Genomic DNA, 25,276 nt, shown 5'->3' with positions numbered 1-25,276 from the left:
TTCCTGATTATGGATGAGTAAGATCGGGGATACTGCCGTAGTGCGTCGAAGCGGCCACGTGATCGGGCTTGGGAATGCCGGTGACCTGAACGCCTTCATACGACTGGGCGCGGTTTTGCAGCGAAGCCAAATAAACCGCCAGCGCGGTCAGTTCTTCCTGGTTGCCTGGGAACGGCGGCATGAAATAGCGGGCGCCGTGCATGTTTTCCAGATAGGCCGCAATCACGTCGGCGTTCCAGCGCTGGTCGCCGTACATCCGGACCAATTGGGCGCGAATGCCGTTGACGCCCTTGACGGTGTGGCAACGGGTACAGGTCAGTTGAAACACTTCGCGGCCGGCGATGGTTTGGTTGTCGGAGCGTATGTCGCGCACGCCGGCGTAAACCGCGTGCTTCAAAATTCCGTCGCGCCGCAGCAAGGGGTAATCGGCGACCCGTATGCCGTTGGCGTACATGTAGTTACCGATGATGAAAGGCTTGCGGATGAACTCGCGGACCCGCTCGAATTGTCCCAGCATCACGCACAACACCAGCGCCGCCGCCACATACTGACCGCCGTGCAAACGGCCGGGACGGCGCAGGCTATCCGCCAGCACCCAGCCGACGAACAGCAGGCCGGCGATCAGCACCCATTTGAAATTGGCGAGCCAGTCGGTATAGGCCTGGGTGGTGATCGCGACCGGGATATTGGCCAGCATGTGCGCCGGCACCACGCTGGAATACCACCATGCGGCTATCGCCAGCAGACCGGTCCACAATGCGGTCCAAACGCATATCGTGCGCGCCAAGCCCTCTCGAAAAGCCATGTCGTGGTCGGTAAACCAATAGCCGAACGCCATCATCGTCATGCCGCCCATGACCATGGCCAACGAGGTTCTAAAGGCCAATTGCGGCAAGTACATCGGATTGAACAGGCCGGCCCACAAGGACTGCCGTTCGTGCCAGTCGCCGGGGTCCATCATGAATCCGAGTATCGCGACGATGATGGCCATCGTAATCCACGAAAACGCCGCCAACATCACGCCAAAGCGCATATGGCGGCGTTTGGCTAGCGCCGATTCGGTCGAGTTCGGCCAGCTCAGGAAATACAGCATGATCAGCGAGACTTCGCTAACGAATACGATCCATTCGACGAACCAGCCCCAGAAAAACACCCGAATCAAACTACCGATGGCCGCCGGATTGACCAAGGCCGCCGAAAACCAGATGCCGACGCCGGTCAACGCGCCGACCGTGGTTGTCACGATGAACACCACTTTCAACAAGCGGTAGGCCAACGTGTCCCAGCGCGGATCGCCGTGACGAATACCGGTGTATTCCAGCAGAACCACGATAGGCAGGGCGCCGATCGCGAAGGCGTGATTAATCAGTACGTGCAGTATCGCATCGACCGCGATCAACAGGCGGTTACCGATGAAATCGATATGAAATATTGGAAAATCCATGTAGGTCCCTAAGCAAAAGTCAGATTTGCCTCAGCCCAAGGCAAATGCCGTGCCTGTTTTGCCTAACGAGCCTGCCGCGCCGCGCACTGCAAGGCTTGGCGTTGGCAACAAAAATTTCGCCCGGCAAAATGGATCGCCATTTGTAGCGAATCGGCTCGGCGAAATAGTGTAGAAACTGGACAGGTATGCAGAAATTAAACGGACAATAACTGCCCGATCCGTCGGGGAATCGCGGCGGTGGGCAAGGCCGGCCGAGTTCGGTATAACGCCGGTTTGCCCGGAAACCGGATTCGGGTATCGTGGCCGCCCCAAAATTCGGTTGGCGGGATTCGAAAAGTCGAGCCGCCGGTTTGTGGGCCGACAGCTCGGGCTCGCTTAGAAAGCGTCTAACGGTTGTAAATGTACATCGTGACTTCGAAGCCGAAGCGCAAGTCTTGATAACGTGGTGTTTCCCATTTCATGTCGATGATCTCCTAATGAGTTTGCTTGTTAAATACTCGGTGCGACGCCGAACCGGCCGATTTGGTCGGTTCGGCGTTCGTCTATCGGCTGGGATGCGCTTCCCACCAGTTGACGAAGGTCGGCTCCGATCCGGTTCCCAACAAGCGCAGATAGGCCGTCAGGTTGGCGAGATCGTTGGGGCACAAGTTGTTTTTGAACGACGGCATGCCCTCGCCTTCGCCTTGCGTTACCGCCTCGGCGGTTTCGTCGGCTTCCCCAACCAAGCTCGGGCCCATCGCGCCGCCGTGACCACCCATGCCGTGGCAGCTATAGCAATTCATCCGCATGAAGGCCCGACGACCTTCGCCGGCGGCGTCCTGAGTCGGCGTGACGCATTGCGGCGGGGTGGTCAATTTCGGATCGGCCGCCACGGTGGTTCCGCCACCGGTGCCGGTCCGGCTGGAAGCCGTTTCCGAATAGCTGCCGCCCGTCTTGGGTCGATCCGCTCGCGCGGCGCCGATGCCGCCGACGATGAGCATCAAGCCCAAGGCGGCGCAACTGAGTGTCTGTAAAACTCGCATGATTGATTTACCTCTTATATCAATGGTTAGCGGCCACGCTATCCGTCGCGGATGGCGTTGAGCCGACGATAGGTTGGATGATCGGTACGCGGTAAGCCGCTAGAATCGCTTGGATCTCCGGCCGCTTTCTGGTCAGGCTGGCCGCTAAACGATCGGCCAGGGCCTGGTCGTCTTTGCGGACTCCCAGCGCGATGTCGAACGCAAACGGCATTTCCGGACTAGCGGAATCGGCCGGTACCGGCGCGACCTGGATTGCGTTGCCGTAAGGCTTGGCGAAATAACCGGCAATCGGCCCCCAAACCACGGCCAGATCGATCTCGCCGTTGGCGACGGCGCTCACGATTTCGCCCTGCGGGTTTGCCTGGCTCTCCTCGCCCCACATCGAATAGCCGACGATGTTTTCGACGATGCCTCGGCTAGCCAGCGCGTGCGCCGGCGGCGAATTGGCACCGTCGTTGCCGATCGCATGCAGACCGATTTTCAGATCGCGCAAGCGCGGATCGTCGAACGACGAGATGTCCAAATGCCGGCCGGCAGGCGTCACGAAGGCGTAACCCGAGCGATAATACGGCGGGGTGGCGCGCACCCGTTCGTAACCGTGGGGCACGCCCATCACGACATCGCAATGACCGGCACCCAAGGTTTCCCGTATGAAACCCTGGCGTTGCTTTTGCCAGTAAAAGCTCAGCTTGGCCTGCAGATCGTCGGCTAACAACGCGGCGATCTTGTTTTCGAACCCCTCTTGATTGCGATTGGAAAACGGCAGATTGTCCGGGTCCGCGCACACCCGCAGCTCGGTTTCGGCCGAGGCTGGCGCGGCTAGACTGAATAGCGCCGTCAACAAAGCGATCGCGGCATTGCGACTGGAAGGTGGGTGCATGGCAGCTTTCTCCGTACCGATGAAGGACATCAGGGCAGTTTGTAAACGTGAACCCAACCGCCGTTACCGGTGGGGTGTTCGCCGCCGGAGTTGGCCGCGCACTTGTCGTCGCTGAATACCGCGATACGTTGCTTGCCGTCCGCGCCGGCAAAACTGATCGGGTTGCCGACCGTATTGCATTGCAGTGCGGTGTTAAACAACGGTGCGCCGGTCTTGGCGTCGACGGCTTTCAACGCGGGCGCCTTGGTCGAGTAAAACACCACGCCGCCGGCCGTCGTCAACGTCCCCGCGTAGATCCAGGCTTGCTCCTTGACGCCCCAAAGCTTCTCGCCCTTGGTGGCGTCCCAGGCGATCAGCTCGCTGGCGTAACTGGTGTCCGACGCCGGCCCGATGCTGTAATCGGTCCCCATATAGGGTGCGCCGGAGATGAATTCGGCCTTCAATGCCTCTAAATTGCTGCACAGATTGAAGGTCGGCGCGTAGAACAATCCGGTTTTCGGCGAAAACGAAGCCGGTTCCCAACCCTTGCCGCCGAGCACCGACGGACAGATCTTCTCGGTCAGCACGCCTTGGTGGACGCGCATATCTTCGTTGACGTCCGGCAGGCCGGTCGCGGTATCCACTTCGTTGGCCCAGTTGACTTCATCCACGAATTGCGGCGCCAGCAGCACTTCGCCGGTGGCCCGGTCAAAGGTGTAGGCAAAACCGTTCTTGTTGAAATGCACCAGCAATTTGTCATGGCGAACGCCGCCGACCGTCACGGTTTGATTGACCGCGATGGCCTCGCTGGCGGCGTCGTAGTCCCAACTGTCGTGTGGGGTAAACTGGTAGGCCCAGACCGCTTCGCCGGTATCCGGTTTTCTGGCGAAAACCGATGCGCCCCATTTATTGGCGCACTTTTGCGGGTCCTTGGCATACGCGGTTTGGTCGCAGCGCATATCGGCGTTCCACACGCCCGGCTGGCTGGTGCCGTAGAACAGCAAGTCCAGCTCGGGATCGTAGGTCAAATAACCCCAGGCGGCGCTACCGCCCAATAGATAGGCGCGCTGGTTGGGCCAACTGGTCGCGCCCTGGTCGACTTGACCCTTGTAATAGACCGAATTGTCGCGGAAGTTTTGGCCGATCAGCACGTCCTTGTCGGGACCCGTGTTATAGGCGCGCCATAAGGCTTTGCCGGTTTTCAGATCGAGCGCCTGAATCCAGCCGCGCACGCCCATCTCGCCGCTGGAAGACGCCGTAATCACCTTGCCTTTGGCAATGATGGGCGCGACGGTCATCGTCACGCCGGTATGCGGATCGGCCAAACGATTGCGCCAGACTTCCTTGCCGGTGACCGCGTCGACCGCCACGGTGGTGTTATCGAGCAGGTTGAAGACGATTTTACCGTCGGCATAGGCCGCGCCGCGATTGATGCCGCCGCAGCAATTGGCGCCCTTGGCGTATTCGCTGATGTTTGGGGCGTAGGCCCATTTGGGTTTGCCGGTGGTGAGATCGTACGCGATCAATTTGTTGGGAAACGGTGTGACGACGTACAGCGTTTTACCGACCACCAATGGTTCGCCCATGTGGCTGCCGTGAGTGCCGGTTTTAAAGGCAAATTCTTCTTTTAATTTCGCGGCGTTGGCAGGGGTAATGTCGGTCAGCTCGCTATAGCGTATGCCTTCCGGCGTACCGCCGGCGGTGGTCCACTCGGCGCCGGCGCCGGTTTGCGCCGACGCGGTTTGCGCGGCCAACAGTCCGGCCCCAAACAGCAGGGCGGTGATCGGCGTCGTTCGCCGATTTCGGCTGAGCTTTGAATTACGACAAAGCGGGTTGTCAGTGGTCATTGAATGGCCTCCTTCTAATGGTTTAACGGTCGAAAAGGCAATAACGAAATCAGCGGAAAATCGCGAGAAATGAATATCGAAATTCGTTTCGATAACTGATGACGTCGAGTCCCTTCGAATTTGTGAGAAAACAAACCTAGTGTTTAGGCGTGAATGCGCCGATATCGGAAAACGATCGGGCATATTCAGAATATCGAGCTGGAATGAATGTTTTGTTAATGCGGGATTAAATCCAAATTAAAACCGGGATTTTTTCCTATTGACAGGGTTGGCTTGAATGCTTGCGCGGGCTAAAAACTCTATATAGCTGATTTATATTGGTTATTTCTATTTGGCTGGCGGCGGATTGGTGGCTCGGCACGAATTGGGCTTTGCCGGGAATTGAAAGGCTGCGGAATTTTAATTTGAGTGGTTCGGTGTCGAATAACTTCGAAAATACTCCGCCCCATTATCCCATTTAATTAATTCTGGTTCAGGCTTGGCACAGTAAGCCGGTAGAATAAATTCAAGCTTAAAACTCTATTAGAATTTTATTAAAACCGCTTGGTCGGCAATCGGCAAATTGTGCCGGCGATCTATCGTTACCAATATCAATCCAAGGCAATCTCGGTTTAACGGGGCCGTTACCGCGCGGCGTTTGCCGCCCCATAAAACCCAAGCCAATTAATGGCAGCAAGAGCGAGGACTTGAGAAAACGCAGCCGAATGTTGGTGCGCTAGTCAGGAGACGAGCGTAGCGCTTTAGTCGAATAGTGAGAGATAGTTCAGTGCTGGATGCGGACCCGCTTTACTCGGCGGCGGCGTGCGTACCGAGTGGAGGAGGCCGGGAAATCCTCGTTTAAAGCAGCCTGTCCACGATCGACATTACAATCTCGACCGCGATCAGCCAGATGATGATCCATTCCAGCGCCGAGGAATGCTGGTGCTTTTGTTCGTCGGCCAGCATCTCCAGCAGTTCGTGTATCGTTTCCAGTTTTTTCGACAGCACTTCGGTGCGCGGCGCGACTTCCAGATAATTGGCGGCCATCGAATACATGCTCTGATATTCCGGGTGTTCCCAGAAGAATTCCGGGGTATCGAGCAAATCGTAGTTCAGGATGATGTCGCTCTTGGTCAGGAACAACTGGCCGCGGATCATTGCCATCGCCTGGCGGTTGAGCTTGATTTTGCCTTCGCGAGCCAGCGATCGAGGCAGGTGAGCGGTCGCGCGGATTGTGTCGATGGCGTGGCCTTCGAAGGCCGCCAGTTTGATCGACTGGGCCATCGCGTGCGACAAAGCCAGCAAGACCAGGAAGTCGCTGGATTGCAATTCGATATGATCGTGTTGAAAACGATCCTGCTCACAGTCGGTTTCGTAGCTGAAATTGTCCTCCGGCGGTTCGTCGGCCGGCGTCGTCGCGTATTCGAGCAACAACTCCTGTAAACCGTGGCGCTCGTCCAGCGGGACGTTCCAGTAAACCACGACGCCGTAGGAAAATACCACCGCGCAACCGGTTTTGTAATCCACGATCAGCGCGTTCCGAAATACTTGAGTGCGCCGGGTGTCGAGCAGTTTTTCGCGCAGATCGGCAAAACGGAACGATTGCGCCAGGCAGACGGTCATGCAGCGCTTAACGATACGATTTTCCATGGTCAGGTCGATTTCCGTTACAGGCTTAGCATTACTTTGTATCACAGGCGGCGCAAAGGTTAAAATAGCGGTTTTCGACCATTCATCGAGCCTACGGCCACGCTTATGCCTACCCACTATAACACCGACGATTTAAGAATTTGCGACACCAAGGATGTCGTAGCGCCGATTCAGGTTCATGAAGAGATCCCGATGACCGAATTCGCCGCCGCCAATATTCTGAAGACCCGCGCGGCGATTCACGACATTTTGTACGGCAACGACGACCGGCTGTTGGTCGTCATCGGCCCTTGTTCGATTCACGATCCGGAAGCGGCGGTGGAATACGCCCGGCGTCTGAAACTGGAAATCGAGCGCCTGGAGCGAGACCTGGTGATCGTGATGCGGGTCTATTTCGAAAAGCCGCGCACCACGGTGGGCTGGAAGGGTTTGATCAACGATCCGGATTTGAACAGCAGCTTCAACATCAACAAAGGCTTGCGGATGGCGCGCAAAGTGTTGTCCGACGTCAACAATCTGGGCGTGCCGGCCGCGACCGAATACCTGGACTTGATTACGCCGCAGTACGTGTCCGACCTGATCTCCTGGGGCGCGATCGGCGCCCGCACCACCGAAAGTCAGGTACACCGGGAGCTGGCTTCCGGGTTGTCTTGCCCGGTCGGCTTCAAGAACGCCACCGACGGCGGCGTCAAAATTGCGATCGACGCGATCAACGCGGCCATGAGTCCGCACCACTTCCTGTCGCTGACCAAGGAAGGCCGTTCGGCGATTTTTTCGACGCGCGGTAACGAAGACGCCCACATCATTCTGCGCGGCGGCAATAATCGTCCCAACTATGACGAAGTCAGCGTCCAGCAAGTCGCCGAAGGTCTGGAAGACGCCGGCCTGCGCCCCAATATCATGATCGATTTCAGCCACGCCAACTGCCAGAAGAAATACGAACGGCAAATGTTGGTGGCGCAGGACGTGGCCGGCCAAATCCGCCAGGGCGATCGCCGCATCGTCGGCATCATGGCGGAAAGCCATCTGGTCGAAGGCCGTCAGGATGTCGAAGACGGCAAGGCGTTGGTCTTCGGCCAAAGCATTACCGACCCCTGCCTGGGTTGGGACGATACCGTCAAATTACTTAACGATTTGGCCGGCGCCGTCGAACGCCGCCGCGCCGCGACTACATCGAAGGTTTAACGCATGAAAATACAAGTCAACGGCGACAGCCGCGAAGTGGCCGACAATACCTCGGTCGCCGACGTCATCGCCGATTTGGGTCTGACCGGCAAACGCATTGCCGTCGAATTGAATCTGGAAATCCTGCCGTTTACCCAGCACGGCCAACATGCACTGAAGGACGGCGACCGCCTGGAAATCGTTCACGCCATCGGCGGCGGCCAGGACGATTATTTCACGCTGGCCGGCAAGCAATACCGCTCTCGGCTGTTGGTCGGCACCGGCAAATACCGGGATCTGGACGAAACCCGCGATGCGATTGCCGCCAGCGGCGCCGAAATCGTCACCGTGGCGATTCGCCGTACCAACATCGGCCAAAATCCGGGCGAACCGAATCTGCTGGACGTGATTTCGCCGGACAAATACACGATATTGCCCAACACCGCCGGCTGCTATACCGCCGACGACGCGGTGCGCACCTGCCGTCTGGCCCGAGAGTTGTTGGGCGGTCACAAGTTGGTCAAGCTGGAAGTGCTGGCCGACCAATTGACCCTGTTTCCGGATGTCGCCGAAACCTTCGTCGCCGCCGAATTGCTGGTCAAGGACGGTTTCGACGTGATGGTGTACACCAACGACGACCCGATCGCCGCCAAGCGCCTGGAAGACATCGGCTGCGTCGCGGTGATGCCGTTGGCCGCGCCGATCGGTTCCGGCCTGGGCATCCGCAATCCCTACAATATCCTGACCATCGTTGAAAACGCCAAGGTGCCAATTTTGGTCGATGCCGGCGTCGGCACCGCTTCCGATGCGGCCATCGCGATGGAATTGGGTTGCGACGGCGTATTAATGAACACCGCGATCGCCGCCGCGAAAAACCCGGTGCTGATGGCCTCGGCGATGAAAAAAGGCATCGAGGCCGGCCGCGAAGCCTTCCTGGCCGGCCGCATGCCGCGCAAGCGTTTCGCCTCGGCTTCGTCGCCGATCGACGGCTTGTTTTTATAAGCCGGCGCGGGCGACCTCGATCCATCACCCTAAAAAGAGCAGTTTGGCGATGAAAAATCCCGTTCGTCCTGAGTTTGTCGAAGGGCGTGCGGGATTTTTCATTCACCCGTTTGGCGAGTGTATTGCGAGCCGTACATCATGCTTCGACAGGGCTCTCATGAGCGCAGCCGAAGGACTCAGCACGAACGGCCCGCAATACACGCAAACTACCCTTTTTAGGATCACGCGGTAAAAGCGGCGATTTGCAAAGTCGGCTTGAACTGAAAACCGCCGAATTTCAATTTTCCTGCCCTTTCTGCCGAGCCGGTTTAGCCCGAACCGGCCGCCGGCAACCCATCGGACCGCGAAATACTCGCCCCGCCTACGCCAATCTCGCCCCCCGGCAAGGCCGGCCCGAGGTCATCGGCCTTTCCGTGTCGTGTTTCCAAGCTTCAGTGACGTCCTTCCAACGTTCCGCGACGTGCTTCCAGGCTTCCGTGACGTCCTTCCAACGTTCCGTGACGTCCTTCCAACCTTCCGTGTCGTGTTTCTACTGCTCCGTGAAACCCGAATCGCCGGAAGCCTTGCCAGCCGTGGCCTACAGCGGTTTTCCCCCAACGTTGGAAACACGCGTAAAAACCGTTCCGGGACGGCCTTCCCGGCCGGGTTACCGCCAGCCGCTTTGAAACGCGCGCGGATTCGTTGACCAGGTAGCTAACGTAACCTGAGCGGCTAATGCCATAGCCGATGCGCACGCTGCTTGAGCGTTGGATAAGGTAACCTATACACCGGATACAGCACGGTAAGGCCGCTAGTGTGCTCACGCGGATATTTTTCGATGCGCTATGATTCAGCACACTGCGGTACGGAATTTTAGCGGGTGGCTTGCGATCCGTTGCGGACTATCGGTTGATCTGATTCAATGACGGCAGTTTGGTCGTTGCTAGTCATTATTTCATCGTCGAATGATATATAGAAAGGAAGATAGTATTCTAATCAATAAATTATCGTGCCGAAGATCGTTTTTCTGTAGATATACGGAAACTATTTAATTCCTTGTTATGCATCTGATACGCGATGAGAATCCCGCACGATATTGAGGTCGAAATTTACTTCCTTAAGCCCGAAGAAGGAGGGCGAAGTACTCCCGCCTTTAACGACTATCGACCTCAGTTTTATTATGAGGGGCACGATTGGGATGCTAGGCATGTTTACCCTGATGTCAATCAAGTCAATCCTGGTGATACCGTCGGGGCCTATTTGGGTTTCCTCAGCCCTGCAGAACATTGGGGGAAACTTTATCCCAACATGAAGTTTGAAATTAGAGAAGGCGCACGTATCGTCGGCCGAGGGAATATTACCCAAATTCTTGAACTTGAAGTGTCAGCAAATCGTGCGAAGAAAACAAATGCATAACCCTGCGCTCAAAGGGACGCTCCGCTTCGCTACGCGCCCCTTAGCTCCACGTTATGCGTACTAATAGACAAGAAGATTTCTTAGAGGAGTGCCGCAGTTTGTCGCTGACAGCGCGTCTTCTCCTTGCGCTAATGATCTTCGAACGTTTCTGTGTACAGAAAGGTATCGTACATACTGAGATTGAGCAGTTCGTAGAGTACCTATGGCAATGGCCAGCGATAAATGGGCCGGACGAATTCAACCCTTGGGAAAACTCACGACCCCATTTGGTGAATTACGGGCTTGGTGATGAAATTCACAAGGAAGTTCTCTCTAATCTCGAAGCAAAAGGAGTTTCCGAACAGAGTTTCCGCGATATTGTGTCTGGTGTTGTGGAAATCCTATGGGGAAACTTTTGGGGCGCCCCGGACGACGATGGTTCCTTTCGTATGCTTCGGCAAGTAGTCGAGGCCGCAAAAGTTGATCCACTGCCGTCGATAACACCATTTAAATTCTCTAGGTTTTTAGACAACTCTGGCTGGGGGCAAAGACCAACTGTGTCTGATTATACTTTCTGGAAAGCCTGTCGTGGGTACGCATAACACGGCGCTCAAAGGGACGCTCCGCTTCGCTGCGCGCCCCTTAGCTCAGTGTTGGGTTGCAGTGTGACAGAAATGATCGGAAGTGTCGAAGCTACGATTGCGACAGCGTTGAACGGAATACGTCAGAAGGACTGGACAAGGCTTGTCCTATCTTCAGCTTCGGACGGCCGATGGCGCGAGTTGATCTGGTGGCATAACAAATACTATCGAGTGAACGGCTCTAATGATGGTCGCAGGATTCAAGTACCAAGAAAGGGAGCTCCGGAGATTCCTTACGAACGGGAACTTTTTTATCCTAGCCCACACTCGCGTTTTTCCTTAGGCGCAGAAGCCAACGTTGCGTATTTCTCGAATGACTTCGCAATCAACTGCTGCGAAACGATTGAGCAGTTCTCCGAGAATCCAGAACTGTCCCTCGAAGACTTTCTGCAGTACGGAGGCGGCAATCCTACCCCCGGCTGGCATGGCTACCCGCTCAACTTCCATTTAGCGTTACATGCTGTGGTGCTTGACCTTTCTTCGAATCGTTCCTTGTTCTTTAGCTTCGTGAGCGCCGATGCAGGGGAGGCGATCTGGACCGTCGTCGCGAATCGAGATGAGAGTAAGCGGCATACTCAGCAACTAGCAATCGCGGCCGCGTCGGCGGGCTTTGATGGGATCGTCTATTCATCGGTTCGTGCGCCCGTCGACGCAGTAATACCGGATACCAATCTAGTTGTGTTCAACAAAACGGCGATTGAGTCCGGGCCACCGCCCACCCACGAGGGCATATAACCAGCCGACCAACCCATCATTCGAGCGGACCTGCGCGAAAAGCCGCGCAGGCCGCTCACTTCTACGTGTGTGCCGGGCATGGCGCGTTACTATGTCGGTGAAAAGGCCGTAAGGTGCAATCGTAGGGCGTCAATAGGCGTAGCCGTATTGCGCCGCATGTTGGCCTTAAACCATTCGGCGCATTACGCTACCGCTAATGCGCCCTACGCGGGGTTCCGCCCAGGATATTCTCCGCGTTAGCGGCTTCGTCCAACTCAAAGCTCCAGCTGACTTCGCTATCGCTAAGCCCGGTGGGCACGGTTTTTGTGCCCACGTGGGTTGCAATGGTGGGCAAATTTGCCCGCCCTACATCTGATAAAAGCACTTAACCGGACATCAAAAATTAAAGGGCCGTCCGCTTTTGGCCGAGAGAGCGAGCAAAACTCCCCACCAACTTTTGCAAACACCCCAAAACCTCACAGCGGCGGTAGCCGCGATTCGGTAATATAGGAGGCGGTCGCGCTTGACGGCCAACAAACCTCGCTTGCCGTATATCAACATCATTGCCTCGGAACATTCAGCATGAGCCTAGACCAGGACGACGTCCTTTGTTTTTGTAGCGGTACCACTCGCCGCCAGATCGAACAATTGATTGCAGACGGCATAAGCGATCCCGAGCGAGTGTCTCGCATCACCGGTGCGGCGTCCGGTTGCGGCGGTTGCGAGTACGAATTCGAGCAGTTGTTTAAAGCCGAAGCTCGCCGGGCGGCCGGCGGCGCATAAGCTGGGTCGCGGAGGCGGTTAGCGTTCGGCCAAGAACGCGGCGACCTGCTCGGCGTCGAACGGCCAGTTCAGTTCCGTGCCGTCGGCCGGGTCGCGCAGTACCGGAATCCGTAGCGCATAACGTTGATAGACTGCGTCGTCGTTCAGTATTTCTTGTTTTACAAAGTGCGCGCCGGCCTGCACCAACAGCGTTTCGGCGTCCTCGCACAAATGACAGCCGTCGCTGCCGTACAAAATCAATTCCGCCATCAGTGCTTGGAAATCTTGTCCAGGTAGCCCATGAAGAAGGCCGACACCACCAGCGTCAGGTGAATGATCACGTACCACTGCAATTTGTCGGTTTCGGTGGCGTGCAGATTCATGAAAATTTTCAGCAGATGGATCGACGAAATCGCCACGATGGACGAGGTGACCTTGGTTTTCAACGAGCCATAGTCGTGGGTGCCTAGCCACTCCAGCTTTTCGGTATCGGACTCGATGTCCATCCGCGACACGAAGTTTTCATAGCCGCTGAACATCACGATCACGGTCAGACTGCCGACCAAGGCCAGGTCGATGAAGGTCAACAATTTCAGGATGATTTCGGTATCCGGCAAGTCCATGACGTGCGGGATGAAATGCCAAAGCTCCTGAAAGAACTTGACGGCCAACACAGCCAGAATCAGCGTCATACCGAAATAAATCGGCGCCATGATCCAGCGGCTGGCGTACATGGTGCGTTCCAGGAAATGTTCGATGCGTTTTGGGGTGCTCATAGTCGTCTTGGGTCGCCGAGTTAAAGACCGAAAATCAGAGCCGGTCTCTAACTCAGCCAAGCTTAGTGGTTTAAATGTGCCGCCAGCCAACGTTCGGCCACTTCAACGTTGATGCCTTTGCGCCGCGCATAATCTTCCAGTTGGTCGCGATCGATTTTGCCGACATTGAAATACTGCGACTGCGGATGCGAGAAATACCAACCGCTGACCGCCGCGGTTGGGTACATCGCGAAGTTTTCGGTCAGTGCTATCGTGGTATTTTCGGTGACGTTCAGCAATTCGAACAATTTGGCCTTTTCGGTGTGATCGGGGCAAGCCGGATAGCCGGGCGCCGGACGGATGCCCTGATAGGCTTCTTCGATCAGGGCATGGTTGTCGTACTTTTCATCTTCGGCATACCCCCAGTAATCGCGGCGTACGGTTTGATGCATGTATTCCGCAAAGGCTTCGGCCAAACGGTCGGCCAAGGCTTTCAGCATGATGGAGCTGTAGTCGTCGTGATCTTTTTCGAATTCAGCCAACTTAGTTTCGATGCCGATACCTGAGGTAACCGCAAAGCCGCCCAGATAATCGGCAATGCCGCTGCCGACCGGCGCGATGAAATCGGACAAACAGTAATTGGGCCGACCCGGCGCCTTGACATTTTGCTGCCGCAAATGATGCAACACTTCCCGTTGCTCTTTACGGCTGTCGTCGGTATACAGCACGATGTCGTCACCGTCGCTATTGGCGGGAAAGAAACCGATCACGGCTTTGGCGGTCAGCCATTGCTCGCTGACCAGCTGTTGCAGCATTTTTTGCGCATCTTCGAACAACTTGGTGGCTTCCACGCCAACCACGTGGTCATTGAGGATGGCCGGATAGCTGCCGGACAACTCCCAAGTCTGGAAGAATGGCGACCAGTCGATGTAGCCAACCAATGTTTCCAGCGGCAAATCAGTGACGACCTTGGTACCCAAAAATTTAGGCTTAACCGGCTGGTGGTCGGCGTAATCGAATCGATTTTTCCGTGCACCCGCCAAATCGTGCTGTGGATTCTTGGCTTGCCGGCCTTTATGGCGTTCGCGCACCAAGGCATATTCTTCGCGGGTTTTTTCGACGAATTCGGCTCGCAAGTCTTCGCTTAACAGCGCACTAACGACGCCGACACCGCGCGAAGCATCGGTGACATAAATGGTCGGCGCGGCTTGGTAATTGGGTTCGATTTTGACAGCCGTGTGGGCGCGCGACGTGGTGGCGCCGCCTATCATCAATGGGATCGTAAACCCTTGGCGTTGCATTTCCTTGGCGACGTGTACCATTTCGTCCAGCGACGGCGTGATTAGGCCGCTGAGGCCGATGACATCGACTTTTTCATCACGCGCGGTTTTCAAAATGGTTTCAGCGGGAACCATCACGCCCAAGTCGATAACCTCGTAGTTATTGCATTGCAGCACCACGGCGACGATGTTTTTGCCAATATCGTGTACGTCGCCCTTTACCGTGGCCATCAGCACCTTGCCGTTGGTTTGCCGTTCGCTGCCATCGACTTCCGCATCCATAAACGGCATCAGATAGGCTACGGCTTTTTTCATGACCCGCGCCGATTTGACCACTTGCGGCAGGAACATCTTACCCTCGCCGAACAAGTCGCCGACGACGTTCATGCCGTCCATCAACGGCCCTTCGATGACATGCAGCGGTTTTTCGGCTTCCAGCCTTGCCGCTTCGGTATCTTCTTCGATGTAATCGGCAATACCTTTCACCAACGCATGTTCCAAACGCTTGCTGACTGGCCATTCGCGCCATTCCAGGGTTTCTACCTTAGCTGCCTGGCCACTGCCGCGATATTTTTCGGCAATTTCGAGTAGTTTTTCAGTGCCTTCAGGCGTGCGATTCAGGATAACGTCTTCGACGGCGTTACGCAGTTCTTCCGGAATATCGGCGTAAATAGCCAACTGTCCAGCGTTGACGATACCCATGTCCATACCGGCATGCACCGCGTGATAGAGGAACACCGCGTGTATCGCTTCCCGCACCGGGTTGTTACCGCGAAAGGAAAACGAGACATTAGAAACGCCGCCGGAAACCAAAGCATGCGGCAGGGTTTGTTTGATGATGCGGGTAGCTTCGATAAAGTCCACACCATAGTTGTTGTGCTCTTCGATGCCAGTGGCGACCGCGAAGATATTCGGGTCGAAGATGATGTCTTCTGGCGGGAAGCCGATTTGTTCAGTCAAAATCTTATACGCGCGGCTACAGATTTCCACCTTGCGCGCCATCGTATCGGCTTGGCCTTGTTCGTCAAACGCCATCACAATCACGGCGGCCCCGTAACGGCGCACCAGTTTGGCATGCTTGATAAATGCTTCTTCGCCTTCCTTGATCGAAATCGAGTTGACGATACCCTTGCCCTGAATACATTTGAGACCGGCTTCCAGAATCTCCCATTTTGACGAATCCAGCATGATCGGTACTTTAGCGATGTCCGGCTCGGCAGCTAGCAAATTCAAAAAGCGCACCATCGCCGCTTTCGAATCCAGCATGCCTTCGTCCATGTTGATGTCGATAATTTGCGCGCCGTTTTCGACCTGCTGTTTGGCAACCTCCAAGGCTTCTTCGTAGCGTTCTTCAATAATCATTTTTTTGAAGATCGCCGAGCCGGTGACGTTGGTACGCTCGCCGACGTTAACGAATAAAGTTTCCGGCCCGATGCTCATCGCTTCCAGTCCGGCCAGGTGGCAGCGCTTTTCCAACTCGGGAATCTTACGCGGCGGATATTTGCTTAACGCGGCTACAATGGCGCGGATGGTATCCGGCGAGGTGCCGCAGCATCCACCAATAATGTTCAAATAGCCACTGGCGGCCCAGTCGGCCAATTCGGCGGCCATCATTTCCGGCGTTTCGTCGTACTCGCCGAATTCGTTGGGCAGGCCGGCGTTAGGGTGCGCGGAAACGTAGGTATCGGCGATATTGGAAAGTTCTTCGATGTACTGGCGCAGTTCCTGGGCGCCCAATGCGCAGTTGAAGCCGATAGAGATAGGCTGCACGTGTTTCAGCGAATACCAGAATGCGGCGGCGGTTTGTCCGGACAGGGTGCGGCCGGAGGCGTCGGTAATGGTGCCGGAGATCATTACCGGCAATTTGTAGCCGAGTTTGTCGAAGGTTTGTTCGACCGCGAAAATCGCGGCCTTGGCATTCAGCGTATCGAATACGGTTTCGATCAGGATGATGTCGGCACCGCCATCGATCAGACCTTCAGTCGCTTCGCTGTAAGCAGAGACCAGATCGTCGAAGGTAATATTGCGGAAGCCGGGATCGTTGACGTCGGGCGACATCGACGAGGTGCGGTTGGTCGGGCCCAATACACCGGCGACGAAACGCGGCTTGTCCGGCGTGAGCGCGCTGGCCTCCAAGGCGGCTTGCTTGGCAACCCGCGCGGATGCGACGTTGATCTCGTAAGCCAGGTCTTCCATCCGGTAATCGGCCATCGCGATTCGGGTGGAATTGAAGGTATTGGTTTCCAGTATATCGGTGCCGGCGTCCAAATACGCCTTATGTATCGCCTTGATGATGTCGGGCTGGGTGATCGACAGTAAATCGTTGTTGCCCTTCAGGTCGACCGGCCAATCGGCAAAACGCGCGCCACGATAATCCTTTTCGCTCAGCTTGTAGCTCTGTATCATGGTGCCCATTGCACCGTCCAGAAACAGTATCCGTTGTGACAAGAGCTCGTGTAATGGTTGTGTTCTGTTCATCGATCCGAAGAATAAGAGTGGTTACCGACTCGGAGTGGGCGATGCCATCAAGGAATCCGTTTTAAACACCGAGGGGAAAAATGTCGAAACCCAGCATGTTACATGTTATCAAAAGCGTGCTCGCCGCCGGAATCGGCGTACAAAGCAACAAGAACCGGGAAATTGATTTCAAGCACGGTTCGCTACCGGCTTATATCATCGTGGGACTAATTGCGACGGTACTGTTTGTTTTCGCCATCGTGACGGTGGTCTCGCTAGTCACGGGATGATCAGTACCGTTGGGACGGCGCGTAAGCCCAAATTCAGGCTTTAGGGCTTACGCGCGGCGATTAATTGCTGGAGGTTTTAAAGCTGTCTTTAATGCTAATGAGCATTTCCTTGATACCGCTAAACAGGTTGGCCGGTGTCGGCGCTTCCTTCAAAATGACTAGCGTGCGGATGGCGGCCACGGCTAGAACGCCGGCAACCGACGGGAATAATTCGCACAAGCTGTTGACGAAGAAGCCGCCGGGGTTTTCCTGGGTTCTTCTGTCGCTGACGCTCGCTAAATCGCGATCGTAGCTGTCGCCTATATCCTTGCCGCCCAATGCGTCGATGATTTCAATGCAAAAGATCTGGGCAACGAATTCGACCGCGAAAAACACCACCACGCATGCGGCTACCCACATGAGCACATTGCTCTTTTTGGCTTTCATCATGGTCTGGTAGACCCAGATCGCCGTTAAAACCATTACTATGCCGCCTATCATGATTTCTCCCCTATGACTATTGTTATTGTTATGAAATTAACACGCGCCCATACTACTCATATTCTCTCTGGATGGCAATTGCACCGCGATCTTTAACAATCACCCACCAATTGCTTGACTTTGCAAGCAGCTAAAGTAACATATGATGCTCGACCGCCAACGAACTGGCACATTTTATAACAATTAACTTATTTAGGTAGGAGGCACCCATGGGAGCGATCTTAGACTTAACAGAAATGCTGAAAGAACCTTCAGGCATGATCGGCGCGGTAGTGATTATCGCTGCCGGATATTTTTTCGTAAAATGGGTGTTTGCCGAACCTAAAGACGAAGAATAAGACAGTTCGGTTACGAACAAGCTTTTCTGGAAAAGGCGGCTACGGATTGATCCGTAGCCGCCTTTTTTTTGCCAAAAATTCGGGAGGAAGGTTGCAATACCTTATAATTCCTGATCTTTTTCTTTCGCCGTTTCGATCAAACATGTATAGAGCCCTTGTTTCCAAATTCGCAACGCTTTACTCAAAGCGAGTTCCAGCCACGGGCGTGGGGCTGTTTCGCATGTTGTTCGGTCTGGTCACGCTTCAGGAAGTGTGCTTTCTGATCTATTTCAACCATTTGATCTTCGACCCCATCCCGTTTCTCGATGTCGAATTTCCGATGATCGTATTCGCCCTCTGGCTCTGGGCCGTTGTCGCGCTGTGTTTGGCGGTGGGCTACCGCTGCCAAGCCGCCAGCGTCGCCAACTATCTGTTATGGCTAATTTTCGTCAACTTCACGCCGATGCAGCGTGATTTCGACGGCGGCTTCGATTTGTTCATGATAGGCGGCAATTTTTTCTTGATGTTTATGCCGATGGATAGGGCGTTTGCTATTGATGCGCTCATCCGTAAATTGCGGGCGCCGTTTGCTATTTACGACCGCACACGAGTGGAGCAAGTGTCAGCGTTAGTCTATATTCTGCCGGTTTCGATCTGTCTAGGTCTGCTCTATTTTGATTCCGCCATCCATAAAATGTTTGCCGAGCACTGGCGGAACGGGTTGGGTGCCTGGTTGCCTTCCTCAATGCCCTATTATATTTCGGCCGTCGATCTGGCTTGGTTGCTGAATATCGAAAGCCTGCAAAAATTTATAGGCTACACCATCATCGTCTTCCAATTCAGCTTCCCGTTTTTTTACTTTTTAAGACGATTGCGGCCGCTGTACTTTTTGATCGGCGTCGCGCTGCATCTGGGGATCAGCTTGTCGTTCAATATTTATCCGTTCGGTATGGGGATGTTGATTTTCTACGCCTTAGTCATGCCGTTTTCCTGGTATCGGCGCATCGGTACTTGGCTGAGAGGCAAGACCAAACTGACGGTGTTCTACGACCGGCAATGCCCTCTGTGCAATCGCACGGTGTTGACGCTCGCTCATTTCGACGTTTTACGCCGTGTCGAATTCAAGCCAGCCCAAGTGCATGCGATCGAATATCCCGCGTTGGCCGAATTGGACGAACAACAATTGCTAACCGATCTCTATGCGGTGGATGGCGAGGGGCGTGTGTATGCCGGCGTCGATACCTATGCGCAAATCCTGATCGCAATGGCCTATCCTGCCCCAATCGGTTGGCTGATGAATCTCCCGCTATTGCACGGTTGGTTATATCGACGCTATCGTGCGATCGCCGACAGTCGTGCCCGTCTGGCCTGCGACGTGAGCTGCGTTACAGAGATGGCGCCGGACTTAGCGTTTTCCTGGTATGAGCGAGTCTTCGAGCCGGAGCATGCGACGCCGGCGCATAGCCGAATTCACAAGATTGCCAAAGTCGTAGTGGTGCTGTTGTTTTTTCAGTTCAACAGCAGCGTCCATTACGGTTTGCTATATCGCTTGCATGTCGATACGCGGCAAACGATGCTGGCTGGCATGTTGACCGACGCGAGCAACGGGATTTTAATGCTCTCGCATACCTTTCTAGGAATTACTCCTCACGCGCTTTACTTGCACGACCACTTCGAAGGCTACGATCGCATTCTCGGCATCACTTATCTGAACGCCGATGGCGAAGAGTTCTGGTTACCGTTTGTGAATCGGCAAGGACGCTTACTGGCGCCCAATTGGGGGCGGGTGCATTCGATGTGGGCTAACATCGCCGTGACCCCGAATATCGACGAAGTCAGGCTCAAGAAATTCATCATGAAGGTCACCGCTTTTTGGGGAAAAAAGTCCGGACTGGATTTGGGAAACACCCAATTCATCATCAAAATGAAGCGAACCCGTGCACCGTCTTCTTGGGAAAAAGATCTAAGAAATAATAACTTATCTGGAGATTGGGAGGCGATAGGTTCGGCGGCCTGGTCCGGTAAGGAAATCAAGATTAGCCTGCCAAAAGACATCGATTCGCTATGAATATAAGGGGTGTTGCAAGCCGAGAATGATCATGCTATAAAATCCTGGTGCTCGAGATTTGTGCACGAGAACTATAAAAACCTACATTTTTATTCGGAGGATGTTATGAAAAAAGTTTTGTCTCTTCTTGCGATGGCGATGATGATTGTTAGCTTGAGCGGCTGCATGGACGACCCGGACCAAGGTAATCCAAAACCAAAAAACTACGGTACTCCTGCCCAACAAGGTTCAGGCGTCAACTGATCGTAGTTAGGGATTTAGCAAAATCCTTTTATAAGGCCCGCTTTATGCGGGCCTTATTTGTTCTGAAACCGTTCTCTAAAGATATTTTGTTTGCGAAAATCGGCTTTAGTCTGTATAAGTTTCGCCGTGCTTAATTCTTTTTTGATTTCGTACACGAAAAAATATAAAAAACATTCATTTGGAGGATATTGTGAAAAAAGTACTGTCTTTGTTGGCGATCACCCTGATGCTGGTTGGCCTGAGTGGTTGCATGGACGATCCGGACGCATCCAAACAAAAAGTTTCAAGCTCTACTTCCGTACAGCTCTAAAGCTTAACGGCAAGGCCCGCTGTCGGCGGGCCTTGTTTATGGTTTTTTCCTAATATCCTCTTCAAAAATCAAGCGCTCTCGGCGGAAATCTCCGTCATGGCATTCCCAATCCATTCTTCCGCAGCGGCGTTAATCTCTTTAGCGGTTTTGCCGGTGACTTCGATAGTCGGCCCTATCTTGACTTTAATTACGCCGGGATATTTCAAAAAACTGTTGCGCGGCCAAAATTCACCGGCATTGTGAGCCAGCGGTATTACCGGAAAACCGGATTTTTGCGCCAACATCGCGCCTCCGGCGTTGAATTTTTTGGAGTCGCCTGGCGCGACACGAGTGCCTTCCGGAAACACCAACACAAACAGACCTTCCTTGAGGCGCGCAGTGCCTTGTTCCAACAACATTTTCAGTGCCTCTTTTTGCGCGCTTCGATCGATCGCAATTGGTTTTAGCGTTGCCAAGCCCCAGCCGCCGAACGGGATGCGTAATAACGACTCTTTCAAGACAGCGGTTTGCGGCGAGATAAACTGACGTAGCGCGATAGTCTCCCAGGCCGATTGATGCTTGCTCAGGATCACCGCCGCGCGATCCTTGGGAACGTTTTCTAATCCCTCCACCTGGCAACTCAAACCGCAACAAAGCTTAAGCATAAACATCAGGTAGTTTATCCAGATATCGGCGATTCGATACCGCAGCTCGAAAGACAACGGTATTGCCGCCAGTATTAGTACGCCGACAATCGGGGTGGAAAACAAGATGTAAATAAAGAATAGGGTGGAGCCCAAATAGACTCGGAAATCAGCTTTGCGTGACGATGAAGTTGGCTGCGTCATATAGAGTGTCGAAGATAGGACAGTAAAGTTCTGGATGATCTTGCATGGTTTTCAGGCCCTTGCCGGTCTTGACCAGGATAGGCTTGGCGCCGGCCGTTTCGGCGGCTTGCAGGTCGCGGAACGAGTCGCCGACCGCGTAGATTTTGCTCAAGTCGGCGCGGTAGTCGGCGGCGAAGCGGCGAAATAGCCCGTCCTTGGGTTTACGGCAATCGCAGGCATCGTCGGGCCCGTGCGGGCAGAAATAGATTGTTTCGATCTCGCCGCCCGCGTCGATTACCAACTGTTTCATCTTGGCGTGTATCGCCTCCAGCGTTGCGAGATCGAACAGGCCGCGCGCCACGCCGGATTGATTGCTGATCACCACGACTTTAAAACCATGGTGGCTCAATAAGGCGATGGCATCCAGGCTACCGGGTAGTGGTTGCCATTCTTCCGGCGACTTGACGAAGGTATCCGAGTCGACATTGATGGTGCCGTCTCGATCCAGGATGACATAACGGTCCGTCACGCTTGCAGCTTGGAAATGTCGGCGATCCGCAAGAACTGGTTGGACAATTTGGCCAGCAAGGCTAGGCGACTGTTGCGCAATGCTATGTCGTCGGTGTTGACCATGACGTGATCGAAAAACGCGTCGACCGTATCGCGTAGCTGCGCCAAGCGGCTCAGCGCTAGCGGATAATTGCGCTCGGCAAGCAGTGGCAGAATCGCGGTTTCCGATTCCTCGGCGGCAACCAGTAGATTTTTTTCCTGTGCTTCGGCCAGATTACCGATGGTTTCCGAAACCGGCTGTTCGGACTTCTTCAAGATATTGATGATGCGCTTATTGGCGGCGGCCAGACTTTCGGCTTCCGGCAAGGCGCGGAAGGACTGTACCGCTTTAATCCGCAACCAGAAATCGAACGGACGGGTCGGGTTAACCGCGAATACCGCTTCGAATTCGTCGTTGCTGAAACCTTGATCCAAGCAATAGCCTTTCAGACGATCGAAGATGAAGCCAGTCACCTTGTTTCGGGTTTCGGCCTTGTCGAATGTATGACTGAATTGCGCCAGGGCCGCATCCAGCAATTCGACGACATCCAAATCCAGGCCGTTTTCGATCAAGGTGCGCAAGATGCCCAAGGTGGCGCGGCGCAGGGCATAAGGGTCTTTGTCGCCGGTTGGTATCAGTCCGGCGCTGAAAATGCCGGCCAGGGTGTCGATTTTTTCCGCCACCGCCAACGCGACGCTGATAGTCGCTTGCGGAATCTCGCCACCGGATTGTTTCGGGAAATATTGTTCTTCCTGGGCGTTAGCGACCGCTAAGTCCTCGCCGTCCGCCGCCGCGTAATAACGGCCCATCGTGCCTTGCAGGTTGGTAAATTCGCTCACCATATTGGTCAGCAAATCGGTTTTCGCCAGCAAGGCCGCGCGTTTCGCCAACGCGACATCGGCGCCGAGTTTTTCGGCGATCAAGCCGGCCAGATGGGCGATGCGCTCGGTCTTGTCGAGCAAGGTGCCCAAGTCTTTTTGAAAGACGATGGTTTTCAGGCTGTCGACGCGATCGGCCAAGGATTGCTTGCGGTCTTGTTTCCAGAAGAATTCGGCATCGACCAAGCGCGGCAACACCACGCGTTCATTGCCGGCGCGTATCGCCGCCGGATTGGAGCTTTCGATGTTGGCAAAGGTGATGAAGTGCGCCAGCAAGCCGCCGTTTTCATTCTTGGCTGGGAAGTACTTCTGGTTGGACTGCATCGTCGTGATCAATACTTCCTGCGGCAATTCCAGGAAGCGGGCATCGAAATTGCCGACTACCGGCACCGGCCACTCGTTCAAGGCCGCGACCTCTTCCAGCAAATCGGCCTCGATATGCGCGATGCCGCCCAGTTCGGTCGCCGCCCGCTGGGCGCCGGTTTCGATTTGCCGCATGCGCTGTTCGAAATCGACCGTCACTTTCGCCGCCAACAGTTTGTCCACGTATTCATTGGGATGGCTTAGCTCGATCGGCGCTGGTGCATGCATGCGGTGGCCGAAGCTATGACGACCGGTCTTCAAGCCCAGGATCTCAGCCTCGATAATGTCGTCGCCGAATAGCAGCACCGCATTGTGCACCGGTCGCACGAACTCGTGGTCGTAATTGCCCCAGCGCATGCGCTTGGCGATCGGCAGTTGCGCCAGGCTTTTGCGGATGATGTCGGGGATAAGCTGGGAGGTCGCTTGACCTTTGACAGCCTGTTTGAAAATCAGCCAGGAACCTTTATCGGTTTCCAGTTTTTCCAGTTGCTCGAAGCCGGCGCCGCAACTGGACGCAAAGCCCAGTGCCGCCTTACTTGGTGCGCCATCCGGACCGTAGGCCGCTTGCAAGGCTGGGCCGCGCTTTTCGACCACCTTATCCGCCTGCTGGCTGTCCAGGTTACGGATGATCACGGCCAAACGGCGTGGTGTCGCGTAGGCCTTGGCCTCGCTAAAATTCAAGCCGGCGTCATTCAAGCCGGCGACCATGCCGTCCAGCAAAGACTGGCTGAGTTTCTTCAAGGATTTTGGAGGCAGTTCTTCGCCACCCAGCTCGAATAACAAATCATTGGTGCTCATGATTACGCTCCCTGTCTGGCCAGAATGGGGAAACCCAACGCTTCGCGGCGGGCGTAGTAGGCTTCGGCGACCGACTTGGCCAGATTGCGCACGCGCAAGATGTAGCGTTGGCGTTCGGTGACCGAGATGGCGTGGCGCGCATCGAGCAAGTTAAATGAGTGCGAGGCTTTCAAGACCATTTCGTAGGCGGGCAGGGGCAGGTTTTGTTCGAGCAGTTTTTGGCATTCCGCTTCGAAGGTATCAAAGCATTGGAACAGAAAATCGACGTTGGCGTGTTCGAAGTTGAACGCCGACATTTCCACTTCGTTTTGGTGAAAGACGTCGCCGTAAGTCACTACGCCTTGCGGGCCGCGGGTCCAGACCAGATCGAACACCGATTCCACGCCTTGCAGATACATGGCAATACGTTCCAGGCCATAGGTGATCTCGCCGCTGACCGGCTTGCATTCTAGGCCGCCGACTTGCTGGAAATAGGTAAACTGCGTGACTTCCATGCCGTTCAGCCAGACCTCCCAACCCAGCCCCCAGGCGCCCAGGGTCGGCGACTCCCAGTTATCCTCGACGAAGCGGATGTCGTGCTCCAGCAAATCCAGGCCTAGATGGCGCAGAGAACCCAGATACAATTCCTGGATGTTGTCCGGCGACGGCTTCATGATGACCTGGAACTGATAGTAATGTTGCAGGCGGTTGGGATTTTCGCCGTAGCGGCCGTCGGTGGGGCGGCGCGAAGGTTGGACGTAAGCCGCGTTCCAAGGCTCCGGGCCTATGGCGCGTAAAAATGTCGCGGGATGGAAGGTACCGGCGCCGACCTCCTGATCCAGGGGTTGTAATAACACGCAACCCTGCTCCGACCAGTATTGTTGCAAGGTCAGAATCAGGCCTTGAAAAGTAGAGACATCAGTGTTGGTCGTCGTCACGTCGCAAGCCATTTTAAGGGATTAAAAAATATTGCGATTATACTCCAAAAGCCCCCTCGAACGCGGCGGATGGCAACCGACCAGCGCTGATGGTTACTCGGAAAATTCGGTTACACTGGCCGATTCGAATTAGGAGACGACACTATGCGGATCGATTTGGCCCGTGCGGCCGACATCGCGGTCCTAAGCGATTTATTGACTGAGCTCTTCGATCAAGAAGCCGAATTTTGCCCGGATTCGACGGCGCAACAGCGAGGGTTGGCGGCCATCATAGGTGATCCGACGATCGGCGAAATCCTGGTGGCG

General features: G+C 54.9%; 24 protein-coding genes. 10 read left to right on the top strand and 14 right to left on the bottom strand.

What is annotated here, in order from left to right:
- Nucleotides 1-7: 7 nt before the first annotated feature.
- The 6 genes from A1355_RS06865 to A1355_RS06845 form a co-directional block, all read right to left on the bottom strand.
- Nucleotides 8-1,444, bottom strand: coding sequence for a cytochrome c (locus A1355_RS06865; protein ID WP_064026335.1), 1,437 nt, complete (start codon nucleotides 1,442-1,444; stop codon nucleotides 8-10).
- A gap of 386 nt (nucleotides 1,445-1,830) precedes the next feature.
- Nucleotides 1,831-1,905, bottom strand: coding sequence for a pyrroloquinoline quinone precursor peptide PqqA (gene pqqA, locus A1355_RS24420; RefSeq protein WP_082885416.1), 75 nt, complete (start codon nucleotides 1,903-1,905; stop codon nucleotides 1,831-1,833).
- An 81-nt stretch (nucleotides 1,906-1,986) separates the two neighbouring features.
- Complete coding sequence (locus A1355_RS06860; protein ID WP_082885405.1) at nucleotides 1,987-2,466, bottom strand: c-type cytochrome; 480 nt, start codon at nucleotides 2,464-2,466, stop codon at nucleotides 1,987-1,989.
- 19 nt (nucleotides 2,467-2,485) lie between these two features.
- Complete coding sequence (locus A1355_RS06855) at nucleotides 2,486-3,346, bottom strand: substrate-binding domain-containing protein (protein WP_064026498.1); 861 nt, start codon at nucleotides 3,344-3,346, stop codon at nucleotides 2,486-2,488.
- Between the two features lie 29 nt (nucleotides 3,347-3,375).
- Nucleotides 3,376-5,172: a PQQ-dependent dehydrogenase, methanol/ethanol family gene (locus tag A1355_RS06850; RefSeq protein WP_064026331.1), complete on the bottom strand. Its 1,797-nt coding sequence runs from the start codon at nucleotides 5,170-5,172 to the stop codon at nucleotides 3,376-3,378.
- A gap of 837 nt (nucleotides 5,173-6,009) precedes the next feature.
- Entirely contained in the window at nucleotides 6,010-6,801 is a 792-nt protein-coding gene (locus A1355_RS06845) for an RMD1 family protein (RefSeq protein ID WP_064026495.1), read from the bottom strand.
- A gap of 105 nt (nucleotides 6,802-6,906) precedes the next feature.
- Between A1355_RS06845 and aroG the strand changes: the two genes are divergently transcribed.
- The 6 genes from aroG (at nucleotide 6,907) to A1355_RS06815 (ending at nucleotide 12,479) form a co-directional block, all read left to right on the top strand.
- Entirely contained in the window at nucleotides 6,907-7,986 is a 1,080-nt protein-coding gene (aroG, locus tag A1355_RS06840; protein WP_064026329.1) for a 3-deoxy-7-phosphoheptulonate synthase AroG, read from the top strand.
- Between the two features lie 3 nt (nucleotides 7,987-7,989).
- Nucleotides 7,990-8,967 (top strand): sulfur carrier protein ThiS, encoded by a 978-nt coding sequence (thiS, locus tag A1355_RS06835; protein ID WP_064026327.1) that lies wholly within the window; start codon nucleotides 7,990-7,992, stop codon nucleotides 8,965-8,967.
- Between the two features lie 1,056 nt (nucleotides 8,968-10,023).
- On the top strand, nucleotides 10,024-10,362 hold the full coding sequence (locus tag A1355_RS06830) for an elongation factor Tu (RefSeq protein WP_064026325.1): 339 nt from the start codon (nucleotides 10,024-10,026) through the stop codon (nucleotides 10,360-10,362).
- 53 nt (nucleotides 10,363-10,415) lie between these two features.
- On the top strand, nucleotides 10,416-10,943 hold the full coding sequence (locus tag A1355_RS06825; RefSeq protein ID WP_064026323.1) for a hypothetical protein: 528 nt from the start codon (nucleotides 10,416-10,418) through the stop codon (nucleotides 10,941-10,943).
- 72 nt (nucleotides 10,944-11,015) lie between these two features.
- Entirely contained in the window at nucleotides 11,016-11,717 is a 702-nt protein-coding gene (locus tag A1355_RS06820) for an RES family NAD+ phosphorylase (RefSeq protein WP_064026321.1), read from the top strand.
- Nucleotides 11,718-12,278: 561 nt separating this feature from the next.
- Nucleotides 12,279-12,479, top strand: coding sequence for a (2Fe-2S)-binding protein (locus A1355_RS06815; RefSeq protein ID WP_064026320.1), 201 nt, complete (start codon nucleotides 12,279-12,281; stop codon nucleotides 12,477-12,479).
- An 18-nt stretch (nucleotides 12,480-12,497) separates the two neighbouring features.
- Here the strand turns inward: A1355_RS06815 and A1355_RS06810 are convergent, their stop codons facing one another.
- From A1355_RS06810 to metH, 3 genes are all read right to left on the bottom strand, one after another.
- Nucleotides 12,498-12,728 carry a glutaredoxin family protein gene (locus A1355_RS06810; RefSeq protein WP_064026318.1) on the bottom strand — a complete coding sequence of 77 codons (231 nt, stop codon included), beginning with the start codon at nucleotides 12,726-12,728 and terminating at the stop codon, nucleotides 12,498-12,500.
- A complete protein-coding gene (locus tag A1355_RS06805; protein WP_064026493.1) occupies nucleotides 12,728-13,216 on the bottom strand; it encodes a TIGR00645 family protein in 489 nt (162 codons plus the stop codon). The genes A1355_RS06810 and A1355_RS06805 overlap by 1 nt, the downstream gene beginning before the upstream one ends.
- Before the next feature lie 80 nt (nucleotides 13,217-13,296).
- Nucleotides 13,297-16,971, bottom strand: coding sequence for a methionine synthase (gene metH / locus A1355_RS06800; RefSeq protein ID WP_064026316.1), 3,675 nt, complete (start codon nucleotides 16,969-16,971; stop codon nucleotides 13,297-13,299).
- An 80-nt stretch (nucleotides 16,972-17,051) separates the two neighbouring features.
- Here metH and A1355_RS06795 point away from each other — a divergent pair, with 80 nt between their 5' ends.
- Nucleotides 17,052-17,240 (top strand): DUF2970 domain-containing protein, encoded by a 189-nt coding sequence (locus A1355_RS06795; protein ID WP_064026314.1) that lies wholly within the window; start codon nucleotides 17,052-17,054, stop codon nucleotides 17,238-17,240.
- Nucleotides 17,241-17,300: 60 nt separating this feature from the next.
- Here A1355_RS06795 and A1355_RS06790 read toward each other — a convergent pair whose 3' ends face one another.
- Nucleotides 17,301-17,720 carry a hypothetical protein gene (locus A1355_RS06790; protein WP_064026312.1) on the bottom strand — a complete coding sequence of 140 codons (420 nt, stop codon included), beginning with the start codon at nucleotides 17,718-17,720 and terminating at the stop codon, nucleotides 17,301-17,303.
- 209 nt (nucleotides 17,721-17,929) lie between these two features.
- Between A1355_RS06790 and A1355_RS26395 the strand changes: the two genes are divergently transcribed.
- The 3 genes from A1355_RS26395 to A1355_RS25640 all read left to right on the top strand — a co-directional run bounded on the left by A1355_RS26395 (nucleotide 17,930) and on the right by A1355_RS25640 (nucleotide 20,348).
- On the top strand, nucleotides 17,930-18,058 hold the full coding sequence (locus tag A1355_RS26395; protein WP_255189959.1) for a hypothetical protein: 129 nt from the start codon (nucleotides 17,930-17,932) through the stop codon (nucleotides 18,056-18,058).
- Between the two features lie 142 nt (nucleotides 18,059-18,200).
- On the top strand, nucleotides 18,201-20,105 hold the full coding sequence (locus A1355_RS06785; protein WP_064026309.1) for a DCC1-like thiol-disulfide oxidoreductase family protein: 1,905 nt from the start codon (nucleotides 18,201-18,203) through the stop codon (nucleotides 20,103-20,105).
- 105 nt (nucleotides 20,106-20,210) lie between these two features.
- Nucleotides 20,211-20,348 (top strand): hypothetical protein, encoded by a 138-nt coding sequence (locus tag A1355_RS25640; protein WP_168030184.1) that lies wholly within the window; start codon nucleotides 20,211-20,213, stop codon nucleotides 20,346-20,348.
- 378 nt (nucleotides 20,349-20,726) lie between these two features.
- On the opposite strand, the gene A1355_RS06775 is transcribed toward A1355_RS25640, so the two are convergent.
- Genes A1355_RS06775 through glyQ form a run of 4 tightly spaced genes read right to left on the bottom strand, consistent with a single transcriptional unit; the run spans nucleotide 20,727 to nucleotide 24,970 of the window.
- Complete coding sequence (locus A1355_RS06775; RefSeq protein WP_313729304.1) at nucleotides 20,727-21,437, bottom strand: lysophospholipid acyltransferase family protein; 711 nt, start codon at nucleotides 21,435-21,437, stop codon at nucleotides 20,727-20,729.
- Nucleotides 21,438-21,450: 13 nt separating this feature from the next.
- Nucleotides 21,451-21,993 (bottom strand): D-glycero-beta-D-manno-heptose 1,7-bisphosphate 7-phosphatase, encoded by a 543-nt coding sequence (gene gmhB / locus A1355_RS06770; protein WP_064026303.1) that lies wholly within the window; start codon nucleotides 21,991-21,993, stop codon nucleotides 21,451-21,453.
- Entirely contained in the window at nucleotides 21,990-24,056 is a 2,067-nt protein-coding gene (glyS, locus tag A1355_RS06765) for a glycine--tRNA ligase subunit beta (protein WP_157197776.1), read from the bottom strand. Before glyS ends, gmhB begins: the two co-directional genes overlap by 4 nt.
- Nucleotides 24,056-24,970 (bottom strand): glycine--tRNA ligase subunit alpha, encoded by a 915-nt coding sequence (gene glyQ, locus A1355_RS06760; protein WP_064026492.1) that lies wholly within the window; start codon nucleotides 24,968-24,970, stop codon nucleotides 24,056-24,058. Before glyQ ends, glyS begins: the two co-directional genes overlap by 1 nt.
- Nucleotides 24,971-25,276 lie beyond the last annotated feature (306 nt).

The organism is Methylomonas koyamae (assembly GCF_001644025.1).
GTDB classification, from domain to species: domain Bacteria; phylum Pseudomonadota; class Gammaproteobacteria; order Methylococcales; family Methylomonadaceae; genus Methylomonas; species Methylomonas koyamae_A.
This window is presented reverse-complemented; position numbering and strand designations above follow the sequence as displayed.

Excerpts from the sequence above, each read along its gene's own strand:
- A1355_RS06845 (WP_064026495.1), bottom strand. The coding sequence starts at position 6,801 with ATGGAAAATCGTATCGTTAAGCGCTGCATGACCGTCTGCCTGGCGCAA.
- A1355_RS06860 (WP_082885405.1), bottom strand. The coding sequence starts at position 2,466 with ATGCGAGTTTTACAGACACTCAGTTGCGCCGCCTTGGGCTTGATGCTC.
- A1355_RS06830 (WP_064026325.1), top strand. The coding sequence starts at position 10,024 with ATGAGAATCCCGCACGATATTGAGGTCGAAATTTACTTCCTTAAGCCC.
- metH (WP_064026316.1), bottom strand. The coding sequence starts at position 16,971 with ATGAACAGAACACAACCATTACACGAGCTCTTGTCACAACGGATACTG.
- A1355_RS06815 (WP_064026320.1), top strand. The coding sequence starts at position 12,279 with ATGAGCCTAGACCAGGACGACGTCCTTTGTTTTTGTAGCGGTACCACT.
- A1355_RS06865 (WP_064026335.1), bottom strand. The coding sequence starts at position 1,444 with ATGGATTTTCCAATATTTCATATCGATTTCATCGGTAACCGCCTGTTG.
- A1355_RS06855 (WP_064026498.1), bottom strand. The coding sequence starts at position 3,346 with ATGCACCCACCTTCCAGTCGCAATGCCGCGATCGCTTTGTTGACGGCG.
- A1355_RS25640 (WP_168030184.1), top strand. The coding sequence starts at position 20,211 with ATGAAAAAAGTTTTGTCTCTTCTTGCGATGGCGATGATGATTGTTAGC.
- A1355_RS26395 (WP_255189959.1), top strand. The coding sequence starts at position 17,930 with ATGGGAGCGATCTTAGACTTAACAGAAATGCTGAAAGAACCTTCAGGC.
- A1355_RS06795 (WP_064026314.1), top strand. The coding sequence starts at position 17,052 with ATGTCGAAACCCAGCATGTTACATGTTATCAAAAGCGTGCTCGCCGCC.
- thiS (WP_064026327.1), top strand. The coding sequence starts at position 7,990 with ATGAAAATACAAGTCAACGGCGACAGCCGCGAAGTGGCCGACAATACC.
- aroG (WP_064026329.1), top strand. The coding sequence starts at position 6,907 with ATGCCTACCCACTATAACACCGACGATTTAAGAATTTGCGACACCAAG.
- A1355_RS06820 (WP_064026321.1), top strand. The coding sequence starts at position 11,016 with ATGATCGGAAGTGTCGAAGCTACGATTGCGACAGCGTTGAACGGAATA.
- A1355_RS06790 (WP_064026312.1), bottom strand. The coding sequence starts at position 17,720 with ATGATAGGCGGCATAGTAATGGTTTTAACGGCGATCTGGGTCTACCAG.
- A1355_RS06850 (WP_064026331.1), bottom strand. The coding sequence starts at position 5,172 with ATGACCACTGACAACCCGCTTTGTCGTAATTCAAAGCTCAGCCGAAAT.
- A1355_RS06825 (WP_064026323.1), top strand. The coding sequence starts at position 10,416 with ATGCGTACTAATAGACAAGAAGATTTCTTAGAGGAGTGCCGCAGTTTG.
- A1355_RS06785 (WP_064026309.1), top strand. The coding sequence starts at position 18,201 with ATGTATAGAGCCCTTGTTTCCAAATTCGCAACGCTTTACTCAAAGCGA.
- A1355_RS06810 (WP_064026318.1), bottom strand. The coding sequence starts at position 12,728 with ATGGCGGAATTGATTTTGTACGGCAGCGACGGCTGTCATTTGTGCGAG.